The following is a 20587-nucleotide window of genomic DNA, read 5'->3' as shown; positions in this document are numbered from 1 at the left end:
CACTATGAAAGTTTTGGAAGGGAACATTGCGAGAGTAACATGCTCTAAAAGAGCTGCTTCAGCAGCTCTTCTTCCTGCCGGGATCCGGCAGTACCGCCGCGGCTGCCGCCTTCCGTGCCGCTGTAGCCTTCCTCGCTGCCGTACATCTCGTCGTAGTACATGGCCGTCTCGGCATCGTAGCTTGCGCCGCCGTGTTCCTGCCCGGCGATGAAAGCCAGTTCGAAGGACCGGCCGCCATGTTCGCCCACGTCGTACACCGTGCGGGTCACGATGCCCTCGGGCACGGGGAAGTCCTTGACCGGATACTCGCCTTCCACCTGTTGCCGGTAGTCGATCCAGATGGGCAGGGCCGCGCGCGCCCCGGTTTCCTGCTTGCCCATGGGTGAGTAATCGTCATAGCCCACGTACACCCCGGACACGAGATATGGCGCAAACCCAAGGAACCAGGCGTCGCGCTCCTCGTTGGTGGTGCCGGTCTTGCCGGCCAGGGGCCGGTTGAGCACCCGGGCCTTGGTGGCCGTGCCGCGCAGGACCACATGTTTGAGCATGTTGGCCATGATGTAGGCATTTTGCGGGGAGATGGCCTGGCGAAGCTGCGGCTCGAAGAACCTGAGCTGCCGGCCCTGATTGTCCGCAAGGGAGGCCATGAGCCGCGGGCTGGAAACCACGCCGCCGTTGGCAAAGGCCGTGTACGCCTGCACCAGATTGATGGGCGTGACCACCTGGGAACCCAGGGCCACGGAGAGGTAGGCCGGATGCTCGCCCAGACCCAGATCCCGGGCGCGTTCCGCCACCTTGTTCATGCCGATGCGATCCGCCACCTGGATGGTCACCAGATTGCGCGAAAGGGCAAGACCGGTGGTCAGCAACGTGGGGCCGTAGAACTTGTTGGAATAGTTCTTGGGTTCCCAGAGGGTTTTGGACCCGGCGTCCCAGATGGAAATGGGCCGGTCGTACAGCACCGAAGCCGGGGTGAAGCCGTTGTCCATGGCTGCGGAATAGACAATGGGCTTGAAGCTGGAACCCGGCTGCCGCTGGGCCTGGGTGGCGCGATTGAAGGAACTTTCGTGAAAGTCGTAGCCGCCCACCAGCGCCGTGACGTCGCCGGTGTTAGGCTCCATGGAGACCAGCGCCCCCTGGATTTTGACGATGGGCTGCATGGTGCACGCCGCATGGGACACAGTGGGGTCCAGAAACTGCGCCGGCTCATCCAGCGTGACCCAGATGACGTCGCCCACGGCCAGCGCGCTGCCGGCAGGGCCGCGGGCCTTTCTGGCCCAGCTGATGGAGGCCGCCGGGATGCGGCCCTTTTTCTGCTGCCCCAGCTGCACTTCCGCGCCCTCGGCGTTCACCCGGACCACCAGCGCCAACACCGGCCCCTGCGGCAGCCGGTTGGGCGGCAGTGCGCCGTCACCCGCCAGGAACTCATCGAAACGGTCCGGGGTGACGGTCTTCACCGGCCCCTTCCAGCCGGCGCGTCTGGTGGCATCCTCCAGCCCGCGGCGCAGGGCGTCTTCGGCGGCGATCTGGTGCTGCATGTCCATGCTGGTGAACACCTGCAGCCCCAGGGTATAGAGGGCCTCCTCGCCGGTGGCGTTGGTGTCAAAACCCATGGCCTGCACGGCGTCGGCAGTGAGGGAAGCGATGAGGGTGCGGCGCACCTCTTCCAGATAATACGCCCCGCGGCCGAAGGTGGGATCCTCCATGGACCGGTATTCCAGGGGCGCGGCCAGGGCGGCGTCATGCTCTTCCTGGGTAATCCAGGTCAGCTCCAGCATGCGGCCCAGCACGTACTGCTGGCGCTCCTTGGCCACCTTGGGATCATGGTATGGGTTGTAGGTGGTGGGAGCCTTGGGCAACCCGGCCAGGAGCGCACCCTCGGACAGGGTCAGGTCCGTCACATGCTTGCCGAAATAGATGCGGGCCGCGGCTTCCACGCCGTAGGCGCCGGCGCCCAGGAAGATATCGTTCAGATAGATGCTGAGGATCTCGTTCTTGGTCAGACGGCGTTCCAGCCGGTAGGCCAGAATGGCTTCCTTGGCCTTGCGGATGTAACTTTTCTCGGACGTGAGCAGCAGCCGCTTGATGACCTGCTGGGTGATGGTGGACGCGCCCTGGACAATGCCGCCGGCGGCAACGTTTTTGGAAAACGCCCGGAAGATGGCCTGCAAGTCCACGCCTTCGTGCTCGTAGAACGCCGAATCCTCCGCGGCCAAAAAGGCGTTCACCACATGCGCGGGAATCTGGGCCAGGGGAGCCAGAAAACGCTTCTCCCGACCGAACATGCCCATGAGTTCGCCGTCTCGGGCATAGACCATGGTCACAAGGGGCGGACGGTAGTCCATGACCTTGTCGAACTCGGGCAGGTGCGTCTGCTGGCTCAGGTTGGTGGCCTGCTGGGCATGAGCCAAGCCAGCCGGAGCAGCCAAAACCGTGAGGGCGGCCAGCAACGCGACGGTGCGCAAAAAAAGCGTGGAGTGCATGCGGGGCCTAGCGGATGTTGATGGTGAAGAGCCCGAGCAACTCGGAAATCTTCTTGATGGGATTGATCTTGGCCATGGTCAGGGGCTGCTTGAGCGCGAGTTCCATGGAAAAATCGGCCGGCTTCTGCATGTAGGCCAGCAGCGCCTGCAGGGAGGCGGTAGCGGTGGCGTCCTGCTTCTGCTTTGCCAGGGCCACTTCTTCCTTGAGCCAGTCTTCCACAAACCGCAGCAGTTCCTTTTCCTCCTCGCCGGCCGCCAGCAGCACGCCGCGCAGGAGGGTCTTGTCCTTGTACTGCATGGAAAAGGACGCAAGCGCCAGATCATCGACCTGCTGCTGCCGGAGCTGTTCCACGACGAAGTTTTCCAGGGCAAAGGCCATGCGGAAGGACCCGCCCTCGGCGATGTCCACATCGAACTCCGACACCGTCAGCCGCCGGGCGTCCGGGTCGTAGCGGTAGTCCACAGCCACATCCACCACCAGGGCCTGCAGGCCGAGTTCCTGCACCGCGGGCAGCTCGGCGCGGAAGTTCTGCTCGTCCACAGGGATGGTCAGATCCTCCAGCTCCAGGGCCAGGAAATGGGGAGCCTTCATGTGCTTGCGGTCAAAATTCTTCACCACCACCGCGCCGATGGAGCCGTGGCGGCCATCCTTGAGACGGATGGCCACGTCGGACAACGTGACGGACTGACGCAGCAGGTTCACGTGCAGGTCGCGGTACTGCACCGAGGTACTGTTGCCCAGGCGGGCCAGGGTGGCCTGAAGTTTTTCATCCACCAGCCGGTCCGCAGCCAGTTGGGCGGCATAATAGCCGCCGCCAAGCAAAACCAGCAGGACGACACCGAGAATCGGAAGCAGGCGTTTTTTCATGGACTGATCTGCGCGCGTGGAAAGGAAACGCAGCACACCGGACGGGTGCCGCCGTGGATACGATCATAAAATCAGGATACGGCCGTCACTCTATCAGGATAATCCAGATTGGACGCAGACGCAATCCGGATTTTCCGGGCACGCCGGGGCCGCATCCACCTGCCGCGTTGCTCAGTAGTCATGCTTCCATTGCAACCCCACGCCTTCCTGGCCGCGGTCGTCCACCGTGCCGTGGAGCATGATGTCATTGGTAATGTCCACCTCCACGGCAACTTCGTTGCTCGTCTTGCCCACAGGCTGGCGCACGTCCACGCGCATGGAGTTGCGGGCGCGGTCCAGGAACCGGCCCAGCCCCGAGGACTCGCCGTCGCCGTCGCCGCCAAGGGACAGGCCGGGAATCAGCTCGTCGTTGCTGCCAAGCATGTCCCAGGCGCCGCTGCTGCCCAGGAGCATGCTGCCGGCCTTGGCCAGCTGCACGGCCTGCAGGGCCGAGAGATTCTGCAAGTCCCGACCAAAGAGGATGCGCGAGAGCACCTCTTCCCGCGGCAACGCCGGATTGGAACTCAGATTCAGGTCCAGGTCGTCCGCATGGCCCTGGAGGCTGAGGACGGCTGTGACGTCCCCGGCGTCCGTGGTGGCTTCCACCACCACCAGGGGATCCGGCGGCCAGTCGCCCCCGAAGCCCACCTCGCCTTTGGAGATGACGAACCGCTTGCTCAGGAAATTCACGTCCCCGCGGGAGACAGCCACCGCCCCCACCAGCGTGGGCCGGGCCGCCGTGCCCTGGACATGCAGATTGCCGCCCCAGGTGGAATCCAATCCAAGCCCATGAATACGCAGGGAATTGGGGATGCGGATCAGGATGTCCAGATCCAGGGGCCAGCCGGGACCGGCCGGAACGCCGGCAGTGTCGGTTTCGGCCGCGACGGCATCGCCGAACACGATGTCCAGCTTGTCCACCGGGGCCACGTCCGGCGGCAGCCGCGTGGGCAGGCTGACGGACGCAGGATTGACGCTCAGCGCGCCTGTCGCCTTGCCGCCCTTGGCCGTGCCGGTCACAGCCACGTCGCCGCTCAGCTTGCCCGTGCCCAGCTTGTGCCGCGCCGGCGTGAAGTTGCTGAAGGCAACCTTGATCTGAAAAGGCATCTCCTCGTTGAGCGTCAGGGAGCCGGTGGCCAGGAGCCGGCCGCCGGCGCGGTCGCGCACGTCCAGGGCGGTGAGGGCGATGGCTGTGTTGCTGGCCTGGATGTCCATGGACACGGGATCCAGCACCGTGCCCGTGGAGAGCGCTTCCAGAAAGCCCTTCTCCAGCGTGATGCCGCCGCGCACCTGCGGGACGGCCAGGGTTCCGGCCACGTCCACATCCACGGTCAGCCGGCCCTTGCAGCGAGCGTCGAAGTGTTCCAGCATGGTGGAGAAGCGGGCCAGATCCACGCCTCCCTTGGCCGAGGCGGCCAGGGGGCCGTCCCCCAGGCGGAACTGGAAGGGCTCCAACACGAAGGTGGCCGGCAGGCTGGCTGTGACGGTCAGCGGCGCGTTGCCGGCGCCGTCCAGCCCGGTCAGGCGCACGGTGGCCTTGGCGGCGTCGCGGGTCAGGCCGGCGTCCACGTCCAGGGTCAGGGCCGGCATTTCCGCCAGCGCCGCATCCCCGGCGGCCCGCAGGCCCGTGCCCTTGAGCTGCACCGTGGCCTTGGGATTGGCCGGGGTGCCGCTCAGGCCCAGCTGCAGCCGCACCTCGCCGCGCACCTCTTCCATGCCTGCCACGCCGAGCTCTGCAAGCCGGGACAGCGACAATGCCGAAACCGCGGCTTCTCCGGCAAGCTTGTCAGACGATTTCAAGATATTGGCCGTCAATTTGGCCGGGCCGTACTGCAGGGAGAGGCCCTTGACCTCCAGGGATGTTCCCCGCTGGCTCACCCGCAACGGGGCCAGCAGCTTGGCCGGCGTGCCGGCATAGGCGGCGGCGAGGCGGGAAAGGGTCAGATCCACGCCGCCTTGCGGCAGGGCCACATCCCCGGCCAGATCGGCGGAGAACGGCGCGCCGCCGGCCTCGCCGTCCTTGGCCACCACGGTGAAGGCGATCTTCGCGCCGTCACCCTTGGCCGTGACCGCAGCCGAGCCCAGGCGCACATCGCCGCCCGCACCCAGGGCTGTGGCCTGGAGCGACACCGATCCCTGGGGCATCCGCAGCACATCGCGCAAGGAGGAGGTCAGCTTGAGCCGGCCCAGGGACAGATCCCCGGCCTGCAGCCGGGCCGCCTCCAGACTGAGTTCCACATCCTGCCGGCCGTCCCTGACGATGAATTCCGAGGCAAGCTGCACCGAGCCCAGGAGCTGCTGCCCCAGGGTCCGGCCCAGGGGCGCGAGATCCTGCGCCCCGCCCTTGAGGACGCCGGCGGCCAGCGTGCGTTGCAGATCCAGCTCCAGCGTCCCGGCCAGGGAGGTGCCGGGGCCGCGCAATTCCAGGGCGTCCAGCCTGAGCTGCGGTTCCTGGAGGCGGTAGCGCGTGGACAGGGCAAAGTCGCCCTGGTCCCCGGTCAGGTCCAGACGCAGGGCTCCGGCCAGAATCTGTTGTGCCGCGTCCCCGCCGGCCTGGGGTTGCAGATCCCCGGCCAGCCGCAGGCGCTTGAGGGCCATACCCGGGGAGGCGATGTGTTGCGCGTCCAGCCGCAGCACCGCAGTGGGCGCAGCCAGGGGGCCGGTGGCGTTGAGATCCAGTTCGCACACGCCGGCGATGGGCTGGCCGATCCACCCTTCCAGCGGGGCCAGGGTGGCCAGCCGCAGGCTGGTGCGGACGTCCATGACGCCGGCGGCCAGATCCACATCGCCTGCGCCCTCAAGCCCGAGGGATGCGCCAGCAAGCCGCAGGGATTCCAGGACAACCGTCTGATTGTGCCACTGCGCCGCCAGCATCACGGACGGCGACGCGCCCAGCAGCCTGACGGCGGGCTCCAGATCCGGCGCGCGGGCGGTCAACTGCTGCACCGCCACCGTGGCGTTCAGGGATACCTGCTGCTGCGCCAGATTGCCGGATGCCGTGGCTGCGAGGGAGGCCGTGCCCGTCAGGGGCACGCCGGGCAACCGCTCCCGCAAGCCCAGGCCCTCCACGGCCAGTTGCAGATCCAACGCGCCAGAAAGATTGATGGGACCAGACGCCGAGACCACGGTGTCGCCATCGCGCACGGACAATTCCACCACGCGCATGCCGCCGTGGGGATCGGCTTCGACATTCCACGTCGCCTGCACCTTCGGCCCCAGGACACCCGGCGCACCGTCCAGCAGCAGGCCTGTGGCGTTGCAGGCGCCGTGCGTGCTGACGCCGGCGAAGGGCTGATCCAGGGAGGCCAGGGGGGCGGCCTGGGTCTGGATGGTCAGGGACTCCACAGCCACGCCGGGCAGGCGGGCGCGCTGGAGCTGCGCCGCCACCGAGACAACAGGGGCCTGCGGCGTGCCGCGCAACCGGATGGCGGCCTCGAACCCGCCGGTCAGGGCCTCCCCGGCCACCAGCCCCAGGGGGGCGAGATCCGCGGCGGCCACGGTGGCGTCCAGGGTCAGCGCCTTTTCGGTCAGCGAACCATGGCTGCGCAGGAACACCGGGCCGGCATCCAGGGTGACCTCATGAATGCCCAGGGTGGCGAGGTCTGAGGAGCATTGGATGTCCGCCTGCAATCGCACGACGCCACCCAGGGTCTGCAAGGCAGCGCGGGCCTGGGGCGCGGCATCGGCCGGCAGCAGATCGAGTTGCGGATGCAGCATCAGATCCAGCCCGAGGCGCGCATCCTGCTCCTTGCGCGGTGGCACGGCCAGATGCACCGCCCCTTCCAGCAAGGTGGCGTTGTCTGCCCGAGCTTCGAGGGTGCCCCGCCAGTCCTGCAGCGAACCCTGCCCCGCGAGGGAGCCGGCCAGGGGCAGATACGCCGGCAGGGAGGCCAGCCCGGCGATCAGCCCGCCGGGCGCTTCGTGCAGCCGGGCGTCCAGGGCCAGGGACCAGGCGATCAGGTCGGCCGTGGCGGTCAGATGCAGGGCAGAATCGTGCCCGTCGATGCGTGGCATGTCCAGCCGGGCATCCACGCGCGCGCCCTTGCCCTCGGCCGAACCGGACACCCGGTACGCCGCAGCCTGTCCAAGCACGGCCTCGCCGAGCTCGAATCGTCCAATTTCCAATGAATCCAGCAAAATATCAGGGAGCGACACAGGCGGCGGCGGCCAGAGCGGCCCGGCCTCCACTGGCGGGGCGGTGTCTTCCGTGGAGGGGGGCAGGCGATCCAGCCGGATGCGCGCCGCGGCCAGGGAGGCCACGCGGACGCGCGTGCGCAGCAGGGCCAGGGGGTTCCAGTCCAGGGAGAGGTCGTCGATTTCCAGCCACCAGCCGTGCTCGTCGCCCAGGGCAAAGCGTTCCAGGCGGAGGGTGAAAGGCAGCCGGCCCGAGAGGCCCTTGACCTCTGCCGTGCCGTTTTCGCTGGCCAGGGTGGAGGCCAGCAGGGAGGCCAGTTCCCGATGGGCCGCGGAGGTCTGCAACACCAGCCACGCGGCCAGCACGAACACCACCGGCGCCGCGGCCAGCCCGCCAAGGAGCACCAGGGCATGACGACGCTGCAATTGCATGATCAGAATGCCTGTCCTACGCTGACGTACACCTGGAAGGTGTCGTCCGTGCTGCGTTGTTCAAAGGGGAAGGCCAGGTCCAACCGCAGGGGGCCGATGGGTGTGGCGTAGCGCAAGCCTGCGCCGCCGCCCCAGAGCAGGCCGTTGCTCAGGTCGTCCAGGGTGTCATAGACGTTGCCGCCGTCGAGGAAGGGAACGAAGCCGAGATCCTCGGTAAGGCGCAAACGGATTTCCGCCGAGACTTCCGCCAGATAGCTGCCGCCGGTGGGATTTTCGCCACGCATGGGGCCGGCCGTCTGGTAGCGATAACCCCGCACCGAGCCGCCGCCGCCGGTGTAGTAGCGCAACACCGGGGGCAGTTCCTCGCCGGGCAGGCCCAGAAACGCGCCAAAGGTGCCGCGGCCAGCCAGCACCAGCCGGGGCTTTTCCAACAGGGTCAGAAAGCCGCGGGCCTGGGTTTCCAGCTTGAGGAAGGCGTCGCTGCTCATGGTGGATTCGCCCACGCTGTAGAACGGCTCGGCCATCCAGGCCAGGAGCACGCCGCGGGTGGGATCCAGCACGGAATCACGGGAGTCGTAGGTCAGGGCCAGGGGGGTGGAGGCCAGGGAGTATTTGAGCTCGTCCTGTTCGGGGCGGGCCTCGTCGCGCAGGACGTCGGCCTGACGGAAGGCCACCCCGACGGAGCCCCGCCAGCGCTCACCGAATTCGCGCTCCACCAGCACCTTGCCGGTCAGGCTGTCTGCCTCGTAGGCCGAGGTGTCTTCGGTTTTGGCTTCCAGCGAGGATTTCAGGGACTGGTCCGGCCGCAGGAACTTGGGTTTTTCAAATTCCGCCAAGGCCTTGGATTCCAGCATGGAGACGTCCAGCACCAGGGCGAGCCGCTCACCGCCGCCAAAAAGATTGCGATGCTCCCAGCCCAGGGAGATGCTCGCGCCCACATCCGACTTGTAGCCGGCACCGCCCTTGACGGTGCGGTGTTTGCGCTCGCCCAGGGTGACGATGATATCCACGGAGCCATCAGCATTGGGGGTTTCCGCGGGCATGGCGCCGATGGCCCCGAAGAGATTGTGCCGGGCCAGACGCTTTTCCAGCTCGCGCAGCAGGTCGTGGTTGTAGAGATCGCCGGGCTTCCAGAGGGGCTCGTCTTCCAGAAAAGATGTCTTCACCGAGGTCAGGCCCTCAAAGCGGGTGGCGCCGAAGGTGGCCCGAGGCCCGGGGGTGAGGGTGTACACCACGCGCACCGTGGGTTCGGTGGTGGAGGCCAGCACCAGGGGCCGGGCCGCCGTGGCATAGGGATACCCGGTGCGGCGCAGCTGGGCCGTGAGCTGGCCCTGAGCATCCAGCACAGCCTTGGCCTGGAACGGCCCACCCACCACCAGCCCCAGGCCGGGCAGCGGGGGGAAGGAGGCGGAGGCGTCCACGCCGGGCTGATCGGCCAGGGTAATCTCTACCTTGGAAAGCACATACACCGGGCCGGGCGTGATGCCGAACCGGAGCACGGGCGGCGTCTGCTCCTGCTCCACGGTCACGGCCACGGTGGCGTTCAGGTGCCCCCGGGCGATGAGGGCCTTCTTGAACGTGGCGGCATCGTCCTCGCCGCGTTTGCGCAGCAGGCCGACGGAGGCCACCGGGGCGTTTTTCTGGGATTCACTTGCGGAAAGGGCGGTCAGGAGCCCGGCCACATCGCCGGACACGCCCTCCAACTGCACGGCATAACTGGTGATGGCCGGGGCATCGCCATTCCCATTGTCAGAGGGCGTCGCGGCATCGGTCTGGATGAGATCGGCGCACCAGCCGGGGGATGTCGCCGAGGCAATCACCAGGGCAGCCCACAGCATCCACCCCAGGGCGATGCGCAAAGATGTGGATACTCGCGGCGTTGGCATGAGCGGGTTCCCTGTTCAGTTCAAGACACAGCCATCATAGCATAGGGTCAAGCCTCCATACCGTGACGTTTTTGCACCAGCGGGTCAAGAAAATATTCCGCAAAAATCTCAATGGGCCTGGACCTGGGTCTGGGTCTGGGTCTGGGCCAGCCAACGGGCGACGATCTCCCGGCAGAAGCGCTCGCCACGATCGGCCAGCACGGGCAGTTCGGCGGCAAGGGTCTCGAAACAGGCCTCGTCATGCTGCTCGCGGTACTGACGATACGTCTCCACCGCGCCCTCGCGCAGCAGCCTTGTCCAGTGGGCCACGGTGGCGGCGTCCACCTCCAGATGGAACTGGAAGCCGTAGGAGACCCGGCCCACGCGGAAGCACTGGGCCTCGCAGGCCTCGCCCCGCACCAGCAGCGTGGCTTCCGGCGGCAGGCGGAAGGAGTCCTGATGAAACTCCATGAGCCGCGGCAGGGGCAGCGCCGGCCCCAGCACGGGATCGACCTGCCCGGCCTCGGTGACGGCATGCTGCACAAAGCCGAACTCCAGGGCCTCCATGGCGAAGCACTCCCCGCCCCAGGCCCGGGCCAGGAGCTGGGCCCCCAGACACACCCCGGCCACGGGCCGGCCCAGGGCATCAAATTCCCGCATGAGCCGCAGCAAGGGTGGAATGTGCGGCCAGGCCTCGTCGTCCCAGGCGTGTTGCGGCCCGCCCATGACCACCAGGGCGGCGTAGTCCTGCGGGGTGTGCGGCAGGGCCTCGCCCTCGAAGGCGCGCACCGTGTGGAGACGGCAGCCCTGCTGTTCCAGATGCTTCAGGAAATTGCCGCCCAGGGAATGCAGCCCGTGCTGGATCACCAGCACCTGCGGCGGCCTGCACGGCGAGGCCTGAGGGCTCCCGGAGCAGGACGACGGCAGCGGCTCCAGCCCCACGGTGGCTTCGTAGTACGGCGTGCCGTTTCCCACTCGGCTGGCCACGTCCTTGATCAGCCGGTTCAGATCGTGCCCGGCCCGGGTCCAGCCGCCACGCTCGGCCACCAGGATATCCGGCCGGAGATCCTCCCGGGTGCGCAGCCGGGCCGCGGCCTGGCCCTCGGCGCTGTGCAGGCGCACGGCGTCGCCGTCTTCCAATCCCAGGGACGCCGCCACGGCAGCGTTGCACTGGACCTCAGGCAGCGGCTCGTGTTCGGCCATGGTCCGTTCCGAACAGATGAAGCGATGCGGGGCGATGGTCAACAGACGGAAGGGACGGGCAGGATCCGCCGCACCCAGCGCGTCGGCCATGGCCTCCATCTCCGCAAGATCTCCCACCAGTCTGAACCGGCCCGACGGCGTGGGGAAGGTGCGGTCCGCAAAGGGGACCATCGGCGCATCCAGCCGGAACGCGCCCTGCCGCAGCTGCTCCAGGGAACAGCCCTGTTGACGGATGGGGGCGCAGATGCGCTCCAGCCACTCGGCCTCGGGCTTGCGGAACTGGTCGGCAAAGTCGAACCGCGCGGCCAGCTCGTAAAACATGCGGAACTCGGACTTGCACTGCCCCACGGGCGCGATGGCCGGCGTGATGGGACCAACATAGTTGTGGCCGTAGCTGGCGACCACATCCTCTTCTTCCAGAAAGGTGGTGGCCGGCAGGAACACATGGGCCAGGGCGGCGGTATCGTCCAGAAAATGGCCGGAATAGACCACGAATTCCGCCTGACGGAAGGCCTGGGCCACCTTGTCCGAGCGTGGCGCGGTGCACACGGGGTTGGCCGCGGTGACGTAAATCATGCGGATGGGCGGATCGGTGGCCGCCAGAATCTCCTCGCCCACCCGGGGCATGAGCAGGGTACGCCGCGGCGGGCGCAGGGAATCGCCCCAGTAGTGCTGATCGTAGGGGCCATACTCCTCAAAGCCCTGGCTCACGCCGCCGCCGGCCACGCCAATGTTCCCGCTCACCGCGCCCAGGGCATCGATGGCCCGGATGGTCAGATGCGCCTGCACGTGACGGTGCAAGCCCCAGCCCAGCAGGATGGACGTGGGTTTTTGGGTCATCAGCGTCTCGGCCAGGTGCTCGGCGTCGGCCACGGGCACGCCGGCCAAGCGGCACAACTCGGCCACGTCCCAGCGGTGCACCAGACGCAGATAGCCGTCCAGCCCCTCGGCATGCTGCTCCAGGAAGGCGCGGTCCTCGGCCCCTGCATCCAGGATCAGCCGGGCCGCGGCCAGGGCCAGGAAGGCATCGCCGCCGGGCCGGGGGGCAATGTGCCGGCTGGCCAGACTCGCGGACTTGGTGGGGGCGGGATCCACCAGCAGCACCCGGCCGCCACGACGGGCAACGTCGCGGGCGATGGGCGCCAGGCTGATGTTGGTGGTCACGGGGTTGCGGGCCCAGAGGACCATGGAGGCGCTGTGGAGGTGGTCCAGCGGATCATGGGACACCCGCTCGCCATAGTCCAGATTCTGGGACGCCTGCCCCGTGCCGCCGCACAGGGTGCCGTGCATGGTGGTGACGCCACCGAACAGGTTGAAAAAATACTTGTTCAGCAACTTCAGCGCAGTGCGCTCGCCGAAGCCCTGGTAATACAGGATGGCTTCGGGGCCGGACTCGTCCCGGATGCGGTGCATGCGCCCGGCAATCAGATCCAGGGCCGTATCCCAGGAGACGATTTCCCATTGGTCCCCGCGGCGCAGCATGGGCCGGGTGATCCGCTCCGGGCTGTAGACGCGCTCGATGTAGCGCATGGCCTTGCGGCAGACCTTGCCCTTGATGAACGGGTGGGCAGGATCGCCGGCCAGACGGGTGAGCCGGTCGCCCTCCACCGTGGCCAGCAGGCCGCAGGTGTTGGGACAGTCCCGGGTGCATGTGGTGACAACGGTGCGGACGCTCATGGCAAATACTCCTTGTGAACAGCCGGCGCCTGCGCACGCAGCAGGGCCAGACACCCGCCCTGGCAGCGGCGCAGGTATTCCTCGCATTCAGCGCAGCCAGCCGGGGCATGCCCGGTGCGCAGGGGCCGCACGGTCTGGGCGAAGTGGCGCATCAGGGCAGCGGCATCGGCAAAGGCGGTCACGTCCGGCACCTGCACGTCATGCATGGGCAGGCAATAGGAGGCGGAAAGATCGGGATGCACGTCCATGGACGGATGGCAAATGCCCCGAAACTTCATGGACACCTGCTCCAGGTAGCGCCGGTCTGCGGTGTCCAGATCGCACAGACGGATGCTGCAGTCCAGCCCCGTGCGCACGCCCCTGGCCTCGCAGGCCCGCACAAAGTCCACCACCCGGCCCAGCATCCGGCGGGCGTCTTCGGGACGGCAGAAATCGTTGGCGGCATCGGCTGCAGGGCGGGAGATGTCGTACCGCACGGCGCTGACGCCGTAGCGCTCGATGGCGTCCATCAGATAGTCCCATGCCGACAACTGCGGCGAAAAGTTCTTGGAAAAGGTGATCCGCGCCCCCAGCTCCCGCAGGGTGGACAGCGTGCCGTGCAGCATCTCCTGCTGACCGCGGGCGTAGCACTCGGGGTTGTTGTAGTTGATGACGAAATTCGACACCTGCGGAGCCAGGCGGCGGACCAGCTCCCGGGAGAACAGGCCATTGCTGAAGAGCACCGCGGCCATGCCGGCCTCGGCCGTGGCCTGGATCATGGCCGCCAGATGCGGATGCAGCGTCGGCTCGCCGCCCAGAAAGGCCACAGCCGGCACGGCGGCGCGGCTGGCCCAGTCCAGAAAGGCGGCGAAACGCTCCGGCGTGATGTCCCCCGGATGACGGGCTGCCAGGGGCCGGGCAAAACAGTACGGGCAGGCCAGGTTGCAGCGGTAGGTGACAAAGAGATTGATCATGCGCCCGCGCCTATGGTGCCGCCATCGCTTGGACCGGTGCGATGCGTCGGCCGGATTGCAGGTCGAAGGCCAGCAACGCGTCAGGATTGGTCACCGTCACGCCCAGGGATGCGCCCACGGCAAGGCCCAGACGCGGCAGCGTCGCCGTCTCCACCACCACGCGCAGCTCGGCATCCTCGTTGCGCACCGTGAGCACGGACTTGAGGCCCAGGGGCTCCACATCAATCACTTCGGCCCGCAGGGCAGCGCGGTCGGGATCGGCCGGGGCCAGATGCTCGGGCCGCAGGCCCAATTCAAAGGCCGTCTCCGCCTCGCCGAAGGCCTCCACAAAGGCCCGCGGCGCACGGATGCTGCCGCCGGCCGCCTCCACCCTGCCCTGCCCCGGCACATACCGGGCCGGCAGGCAGTTGATCTGCGGCGCGCCCACAAAGCGGGCAACTTCGCGGTCCGCGGGCAGGTCATACAGCGTCTGCGGCCCGGCCAGCTGCACCACCCGGCCCTCCCGCAGCAGGGCCACGGTATCCGCAATGGCCAGGGCTTCGGTATAGTCCGGCGTGGCCATGAGGAAGGTCGCACCGCATTCGCGCTGCAGGCGCTTGAGCTCGGCCCGCAGTTCGATGCGCAGCATGGCGTCCAGGCTGGACAGGGGTTCGTCCAGCAGAAAAAGCCGCGGCGTGCGGATGAGCGCCCGGCCCAGGGCAATGCGCTGACGCTCCCCGCCGCTCATGGTCCTGGGCAGACGGTCCAGGATATGCAGCACTTTCAGCGTCTTGGCCATAGCCTCGACCTTTTCCCGAATCGCCTCGGACTTCTCGCCGCGGATGCGCAGGGGGCTGGCCAAGTTCTGGAAGCCGGTCTTGTTGGGATACAGCGCCAGATTGTCAAAGATCATGGCGACGTTGCGATCCTTGGGCTCCCAGCCGCGCATGTCCTGCCCGGCCAGCAGCACGCGGCCGGCGTCTGGCTGATCGAGCCCGGCAATGACGCGCAAGGTGGTGGTCTTGCCGGCCCCGGCCGGCCCCAGCAACACGGTGAAGGACGCCTCGGGCACGGTCAGGGTGACGTCGTGCAGGGCCTGGGTGGCGCGAAAACGCTTGTGCACCTGCTCCAGCGCCAGCACCGGCGCAGTAGTTGTGGCGAATGCGGTGGTCATGTCAACACAGCTCCATGCGGTGGCTGGTGTCGTTGCTGAAGAAGACCAGGGAGGCAGGATCAAACTCCAATCCCACCATGGCCCCTTCCCTGGGATGGCTCTGCGACGGCGCCACGGCCTTGAGCTGCACCGCGGCCGACTCCACGGTGAGCACCACTTCCGGCCCGCGCGGCTCGGCCAGGAGCACCTGCCCGGTGATGGGCGCCGTCTCGGCCGGCGCCAGCCGCAGGGATTCCGGCCGCACCCCCAGCGTCACCCCCCGCGGCATGGCCACGCCCGGCCTGGGCGGCGGCAATTGCAGGCGGAACTGGCCGATCCTGAACAGCATGCCCTGGCCGTGGGCCTCCAGGTTGCCCCGCAGCAGGTTCATGGGCGGCGAGCCCAGAAAGCTGGCCACGAACACGTGGTCCGGCGTGTCGTACATGGTGGTGGTCTTCTCCACTTGCAGAATCTTGCCCGCGCGCATCACGGCGATGCGGTCTGCCAGGGACAGGGCTTCGATCTGATCGTGCGTCACATAAATGATGGTCAGACCGATTTCCTGCTGCAGCCGGCGCAGTTCGCGGCGCATGGCCAGGCGGGCGGCGTATTCCAGATTGGAGAGGGGCTCGTCCAGCAGCAGCAAGGCCGGCCGGGTGGCCAGGGTGCGGCCGATGGCCACGCGCTGCAGCTCCGAGCCGCCCAGATCCCGGGCGCGGGCGTCCAGACGGTCGGCCATGCCCAGCAGCTCGGCCACCTCGTGCACGGCGCGGTTAATCTCGGCCTTGGGCATCTTGCGGATCTCCAGCCCAAAGGCCAGGTTCTTGCGCACGGTCATGGAGGTGAACACCGCATAATCCTGAAAGACCATGCCCACGTTGCGCCGGCCGGCCGGCACCCCGAGGATGGAGCGGCCGTCTATCTGGATGTCGCCCGAGGTGGGAGACTCCAGCCCCACAATCATGTTCAGGGTGGTGGACTTGCCGCAGCCGGAGGGCCCCAGCAGCGCCAGGGTTTCGCCGGGCTGCACGGCGAGGTCGATGCCGTCCACCGCGGGCACGGAGCCGTCGGCGTAGTCCTTGCGCAGGGCCACCAGTTCCAGTTTGGGCTTGTTCATTGCTTGATCGCTCCAAAGGTCATGCCCCGGGCCAGATGGGACTGGATGAGGTAGCCCATGAGCATCAGCGGCACCATGGCCAGCACGGCCAGGGCCGCCTGCACGCCGTACAGCGTGCCGGCCGTGGCCGTGACATAGCGCGCCAACTGCACCGGAATGGTGCTGATGTTGGTATACGACAGCACCAGGGAGAACATGAATTCCGACCAGTTCAGGATGAAGATGAACAGCGTGGTGGCAAAGATGCCGCCGCGGATAAGGGGAATCGTCACCGTCAGATGGGCCATGAGCCGGGAACGGCCGTCGATCATGGCGGCCTCCTCCACCTCCCGGGGCAGGTCCTCCACGAAACTTTTGAGCATCCAGGTGGAAAACGGCAGCGTGGCGGCGGTGTAGATGGCGATGAGGCCGGCGTAGCTGTCTATCAGTCCCACGTTGGAAAAGATGATCACAAACGGCACGGCGATGGCCGCCGGCGGAAACATGCGGCCCGAAAGGATGATCAGCGGCGCAAGCTTGCTGCCGTTGCCGTAGCGGGTGATGCCGATGGCCGAGAACAGCCCGATGCCCACCGACAGAGCCGTGGCGATGATGGACGCCCGCACCGAGCCCCACACCGCCTTGGTGGCCGACTGGCTGACCCCGCCCACGCCATAGGCCCGGATGGCGTCGGGATCGAACAGGGTCATGAAGTTGATGTGCGTGGGGTCCGAAGGAATCCAGATGGCCGGGGAGGCGTTCCAGTCGATGGGCGGCTTGACGGCCGTCATCACGATCCAGAACACCGGAAACAACGTCACGGCCAGGGCCAGGCCCATGACTACGGCCAGCAGCGGGGAAAGTTTCTTGGCGTGCATCAGCGTCCCCCTTTCAGCAGCTGGTCCCGCACCGGAGAAAGCAGCAGATGGATGAGCAGCAGGCAGCCCAGCAGCACCAGAAAGGCCGCCGCCGCGCCGTACGCCAACTGGAAGTCGTTGAACGCCAGCTTGTAGATGTACAGGCTGATGGTTTCCGTGGCCGAGCCGGGCCCGCCGCGGGTAAGCATGTACACCTCGTCGAACAGCTTGATGATTTCCATGGTCCGGATGACGAAGGCCACCACGATGACCGGCTTGAGCATGGGCATGACCACCCGCCAGAACACCTGCCGCGGCGAGGCCCCCAGGATGACCGCCGCCCGCACCGGGTTTTCGGGCACGGCGTTCAATCCCGAAAGCAGGATGAGGAAAAACAACGGCGTCCAGTGCCAGACTTCAGTGATAACGACCGCCAACACGGCCAGGGGCGCGCTGCGGAACCACTCCGGACTCGATCCCGGCCCGAAGCACAGCTCAACGATCTGATTGATGGGCCCGTTGGACTGAAAGAGCATCCAGAAGGTGTATCCCACCACCACGGGCAGGATCATCATGGGCGAAAGAAATGCCGAAAACAGCAGGGACTTGCCCCGGAACTCCCGCAAAAAGAGCACGGCCAGCCCCAGCCCGATGACGAATTCCAGCCCCAGACACACCGCGGCAATGCACAGCGTGCGCAATACGGCGTACAGAAAGCGCGTGTCGTAGATGGTCAGTTCGCTGTAGTTGTCGAAGCCCACAAAGCTGGCGTCGAAAAAGGAGCTGCGGGTGGGGGACCAGTCCGTAAAGCTCATGTACAGGGCCACCAGCAGCGGCGTCACCAGCACCACCAGGGAAACGAGCGTCCCCGGCAGGGTGAGCAGCCTGACCACCGCGCCCCGGCTCAGACCGCCGGGCGGTCTGCCGGAGGCCGTTGCTTGCATTGTGTTCTCAGCCACGTTCAACTCCTGCCCTTTGCTGCGATGCCGCCCGGTTAGGCCGCATCGTGTACCCACCATCACCGTTTTGGAAGGGGAGAGCGCGTCTCCCCTCTTGGAAAATCAAAAGGTTTCCCCTCTCGCAAGGATCTTGTTGCTCTAGCTCCACTTGTCCGCGCCGCTGGCCTTGCGGATGGGCTCGGCCAGGTTCTTGGCCAGGGCCAGCCAGGACTTCTTGACCTTGTCCTTGCCGATGCGGCGGGTGATGCGCTCAAAGGCCTTGGCGGCGTCGTCCAGGGCTTCCTTGGGCTTCTTGTCGCCGGTCATGCAGGCGTGCACCTGCTTGTCCAGGGCGTCCTGATACTCGAAGCCGCCGGGGATGCAGAAATCCGGCACGGTGTTGACCATGTTGTCGTACAGCGTCTGCAGGTATTCGGGGGAATACGTGTCGATGAGGCGCTGGGTGGGCTTGAGCATGTGGTTGATGCGGTAGGGATCGGAGTAGCCGCCCAGGTAGGGGATGGCGTCCGCGCCGATGGTGGGGGAGGTCATCCACTGGGCGTAGGCATAGGCCAGTTCGGGGTTGGCCGAGTACCTGGACACGGCGTAGCCGTAGCCCCAGCAGAACAGGCCGGCATAGAGCTTGGTGCCGTCCTTGAGGGTGTCCGCCGGCATGACCGTGGCGGCAATCTTGCCCGTGGTGGCCGGCCCGGTGGAAGGCGCCTTGGAGTACTTGAAGCCCGAGGGCCAGACGATGTTCATGAAGCCTTCGCCGCGGCCGAAGGCGTTGTAGTTGGAGGACCAGGTGAAGCTGAAGGCGTCCGGGTGGAGGTACTGGTTCATCTTGAGCATGTCTTCCAGCGCAGCCACCCCTTCTTCGGAATTGAAGGTGGGGTTCATGTCGCCGTCAAAGTACAGCCGGCCCTTGGAGACGAGGCGCTGCATGAACATCCATTTGACGTAGTACGGCGAGCGGTACTCCAGGCTGCCGTAGAACTTGTTGGCCGGATCGTGCATGAACTCGGCCAGATTGTAATACTCGGCCCAGGTGGAGGGCACGGCCAGGGGGTAGCCGTACTTGTCGGCAAAGGCCTTCTGCTTCTCGGGATTCTTCAGGTAGTCGTCGCGGCACAGCAGGGTGATCTGGTCGCCGTCGTTGAGCAGGCCGGCCACGCGCCCGTTGTAGAGCTGGGCATGATGGCTGGCCGGAAACACCACGCCCCATTCCTTGTGGAACAGGTCGGGCTGGTATTTTTCAGTCCATTCGGTGAGGTCGTAGATGACGCCGGAATCGATCCAGTCCGGATAGGACATGGCCGTGGGCATCATCACGTCGTAGCGGCCGGTCTTGGCCACGGCTTCCTGCATGCCTTTGGTGTGCACCACCTCATCGGGTTCCTCGATGAATTCCAGGGTGATGCCCAGCTCGTTCTTCCACTTGTCCACGTAAGGCGTCATGTTGCCGATGGACCCCGTGGGGATGAGCAGGGTCAGGGTCTTTTTGGTGGCCTTGGCCGCGGCCACCTTGGCCAGTTCCCAGGCGCGCTCCTCGGCCCCGCTGATCTGGGCAAAGGCCAGCGTGGCCCCCAACGAAGACAGGCTCACAGCGTTGGCCACCACGGCGGCCACACCCAAAAAGCCCATTTTCTTCAGAAAGCTGCGGCGATCCATGCCGCCGGCATCGTACTCGGCACAAAGGGTATCAATCTTCGCTCGGTTGGACTGCATGCTGCACCTCTTGGAATATCGCGTTGAAGCGGTTGCGGACCTGGGGATTTTCAGAGTTGATGCCGGCGGTAGTCGCCCTGGCAGGGGTTGCCCACGCACAGATCCAGCCAGCCGGCAGCCGGATCCATCACCACCGCAAACACGGTGTGGAACGCTGTGGTTTCTGCCTCGCCGTCAAAGCCATGCGCGCAGATGCAGCGCGGATGGTTCACGTGATTGCGGCTCAGCTCCGCCAGCAGGGCCGGGGTAATGTCCCCGCGGTGGCGGTCCAGGAAGTCCTGGGCCACCTGGCGACGGACCATGGACCCGCCGTGGCTGAGCCAGTTGGGCGTTTCGAACCGGCGCATGGCCTGGCTCAGGTAGTGGTTGGTGTGGGCGATGGCGCCGTCGAACTCCAACAGCTCGTAGGACGTGGCCGAGACTTCGGCGCAGAACGCCACGCCCATGCCGGCCAGCTGATAGTTCATGCCCGTGGCCCGGGGGGAGAAGATCACCGCGCCCAGGGCATCCCCGATGCGGCGGGACGCCAGCGCCCGGCGCATGATGCAGGGGTAGATCACCCCGGGCCGGGCGTCCGTGGCCACCACCTTGTTGATGACTGCGGCCACCCCGGCGGCGTTCACGCCGTTCACGCCCAGCACCCCGGCAAAGGTCACCACCAGCTGCGCCGGGCCGTCTTGGGGCGTGATGCGCAGCAGCACCACGAACTTTTCGTAGTAGCGCTCCATGTCGTAGGTCTGGCCGATCAATGCCTGCCCACCGGCGGCGGCGGCAGGGGCCACGTTGTACGTGGTGCAGCCCCACAGGGCATCGGGCATGGTGCGGCCGCCCAGGCCGGGGGCGCGCAGATCCTCCAGTTCCAAAAAGGAGTTGAGGTACAGGATGTCCTCGAAGGGCAGGCCTGCGCCGGCGGCGATGCCGCGCATCTCCTCCACCAGCTCGGGACACCACTTTTGCAGGAACCCCAGATTGCGCAGGCAGAAGCCGGTCAGCTCCTCGCGCTCGGCCTTCAGAAAGCGATTGTTGGCCTGGTGCACCTGGAGCACGGAGGCGGCGAATTCGCGGATCAGCTCGCGGCAGGCCTGGCCGTGGGTCAGGCCCATTTCATAGGGCGTGCCGGCCAGGTCCACCACCAGCGGGGAACTGGAAACAGGAGCAGCAGCGGGGAGGGTGCCTTCCATG

At 66.7% G+C, this 20587-nt stretch carries 12 protein-coding genes; all 12 read right to left on the bottom strand.

The window, feature by feature from the left end; all coding sequences use genetic code 11:
* Window positions 1-44: 44 nt before the first annotated feature.
* The gene (locus DGI_RS06020; protein WP_021759912.1) at window positions 45-2483 is read right to left on the bottom strand and encodes a penicillin-binding protein 1A; all 2439 of its coding nucleotides are present in this window, start codon (window positions 2481-2483) and stop codon (window positions 45-47) included.
* Window positions 2484-2490: 7 nt separating this feature from the next.
* Complete coding sequence (locus tag DGI_RS06015; RefSeq protein WP_021759911.1) at window positions 2491-3351, bottom strand: hypothetical protein; 861 nt, start codon at window positions 3349-3351, stop codon at window positions 2491-2493.
* 171 nt (window positions 3352-3522) lie between these two features.
* The gene (locus DGI_RS06010) at window positions 3523-7956 is read right to left on the bottom strand and encodes a translocation/assembly module TamB domain-containing protein (protein WP_021759910.1); all 4434 of its coding nucleotides are present in this window, start codon (window positions 7954-7956) and stop codon (window positions 3523-3525) included.
* A 2-nt stretch (window positions 7957-7958) separates the two neighbouring features.
* Window positions 7959-9842, bottom strand: coding sequence for an autotransporter assembly complex protein TamA (locus DGI_RS06005; protein WP_021759909.1), 1884 nt, complete (start codon window positions 9840-9842; stop codon window positions 7959-7961).
* 108 nt (window positions 9843-9950) lie between these two features.
* Window positions 9951-12701 (bottom strand): molybdopterin-dependent oxidoreductase, encoded by a 2751-nt coding sequence (locus tag DGI_RS06000; protein ID WP_021759908.1) that lies wholly within the window; start codon window positions 12699-12701, stop codon window positions 9951-9953.
* Window positions 12698-13654, bottom strand: coding sequence for a radical SAM protein (locus DGI_RS05995; protein ID WP_021759907.1), 957 nt, complete (start codon window positions 13652-13654; stop codon window positions 12698-12700). The genes DGI_RS06000 and DGI_RS05995 overlap by 4 nt, the downstream gene beginning before the upstream one ends.
* 10 nt (window positions 13655-13664) lie before the next feature.
* The gene (locus tag DGI_RS05990; protein WP_021759905.1) at window positions 13665-14807 is read right to left on the bottom strand and encodes an ABC transporter ATP-binding protein; all 1143 of its coding nucleotides are present in this window, start codon (window positions 14805-14807) and stop codon (window positions 13665-13667) included.
* Between the two features lies 1 nt (window position 14808).
* On the bottom strand, window positions 14809-15903 hold the full coding sequence (locus DGI_RS05985) for an ABC transporter ATP-binding protein (protein ID WP_021759903.1): 1095 nt from the start codon (window positions 15901-15903) through the stop codon (window positions 14809-14811).
* Window positions 15900-16760: a carbohydrate ABC transporter permease gene (locus DGI_RS05980; protein ID WP_021759901.1), complete on the bottom strand. Its 861-nt coding sequence runs from the start codon at window positions 16758-16760 to the stop codon at window positions 15900-15902. Before DGI_RS05980 ends, DGI_RS05985 begins: the two co-directional genes overlap by 4 nt.
* On the bottom strand, window positions 16760-17698 hold the full coding sequence (locus DGI_RS05975; RefSeq protein ID WP_235619945.1) for a carbohydrate ABC transporter permease: 939 nt from the start codon (window positions 17696-17698) through the stop codon (window positions 16760-16762). Before DGI_RS05975 ends, DGI_RS05980 begins: the two co-directional genes overlap by 1 nt.
* Before the next feature lie 138 nt (window positions 17699-17836).
* Window positions 17837-19405, bottom strand: coding sequence for an extracellular solute-binding protein (locus DGI_RS05970; protein WP_021759897.1), 1569 nt, complete (start codon window positions 19403-19405; stop codon window positions 17837-17839).
* A 50-nt stretch (window positions 19406-19455) separates the two neighbouring features.
* The gene (locus DGI_RS05965) at window positions 19456-20586 is read right to left on the bottom strand and encodes a C45 family autoproteolytic acyltransferase/hydolase (RefSeq protein WP_021759895.1); all 1131 of its coding nucleotides are present in this window, start codon (window positions 20584-20586) and stop codon (window positions 19456-19458) included.
* Window position 20587: the final 1 nt, after the last annotated feature.

Source organism: Megalodesulfovibrio gigas DSM 1382 = ATCC 19364 (genome assembly GCF_000468495.1).
GTDB classification, from domain to species: domain Bacteria; phylum Desulfobacterota; class Desulfovibrionia; order Desulfovibrionales; family Desulfovibrionaceae; genus Megalodesulfovibrio; species Megalodesulfovibrio gigas.
This window is presented reverse-complemented; position numbering and strand designations above follow the sequence as displayed.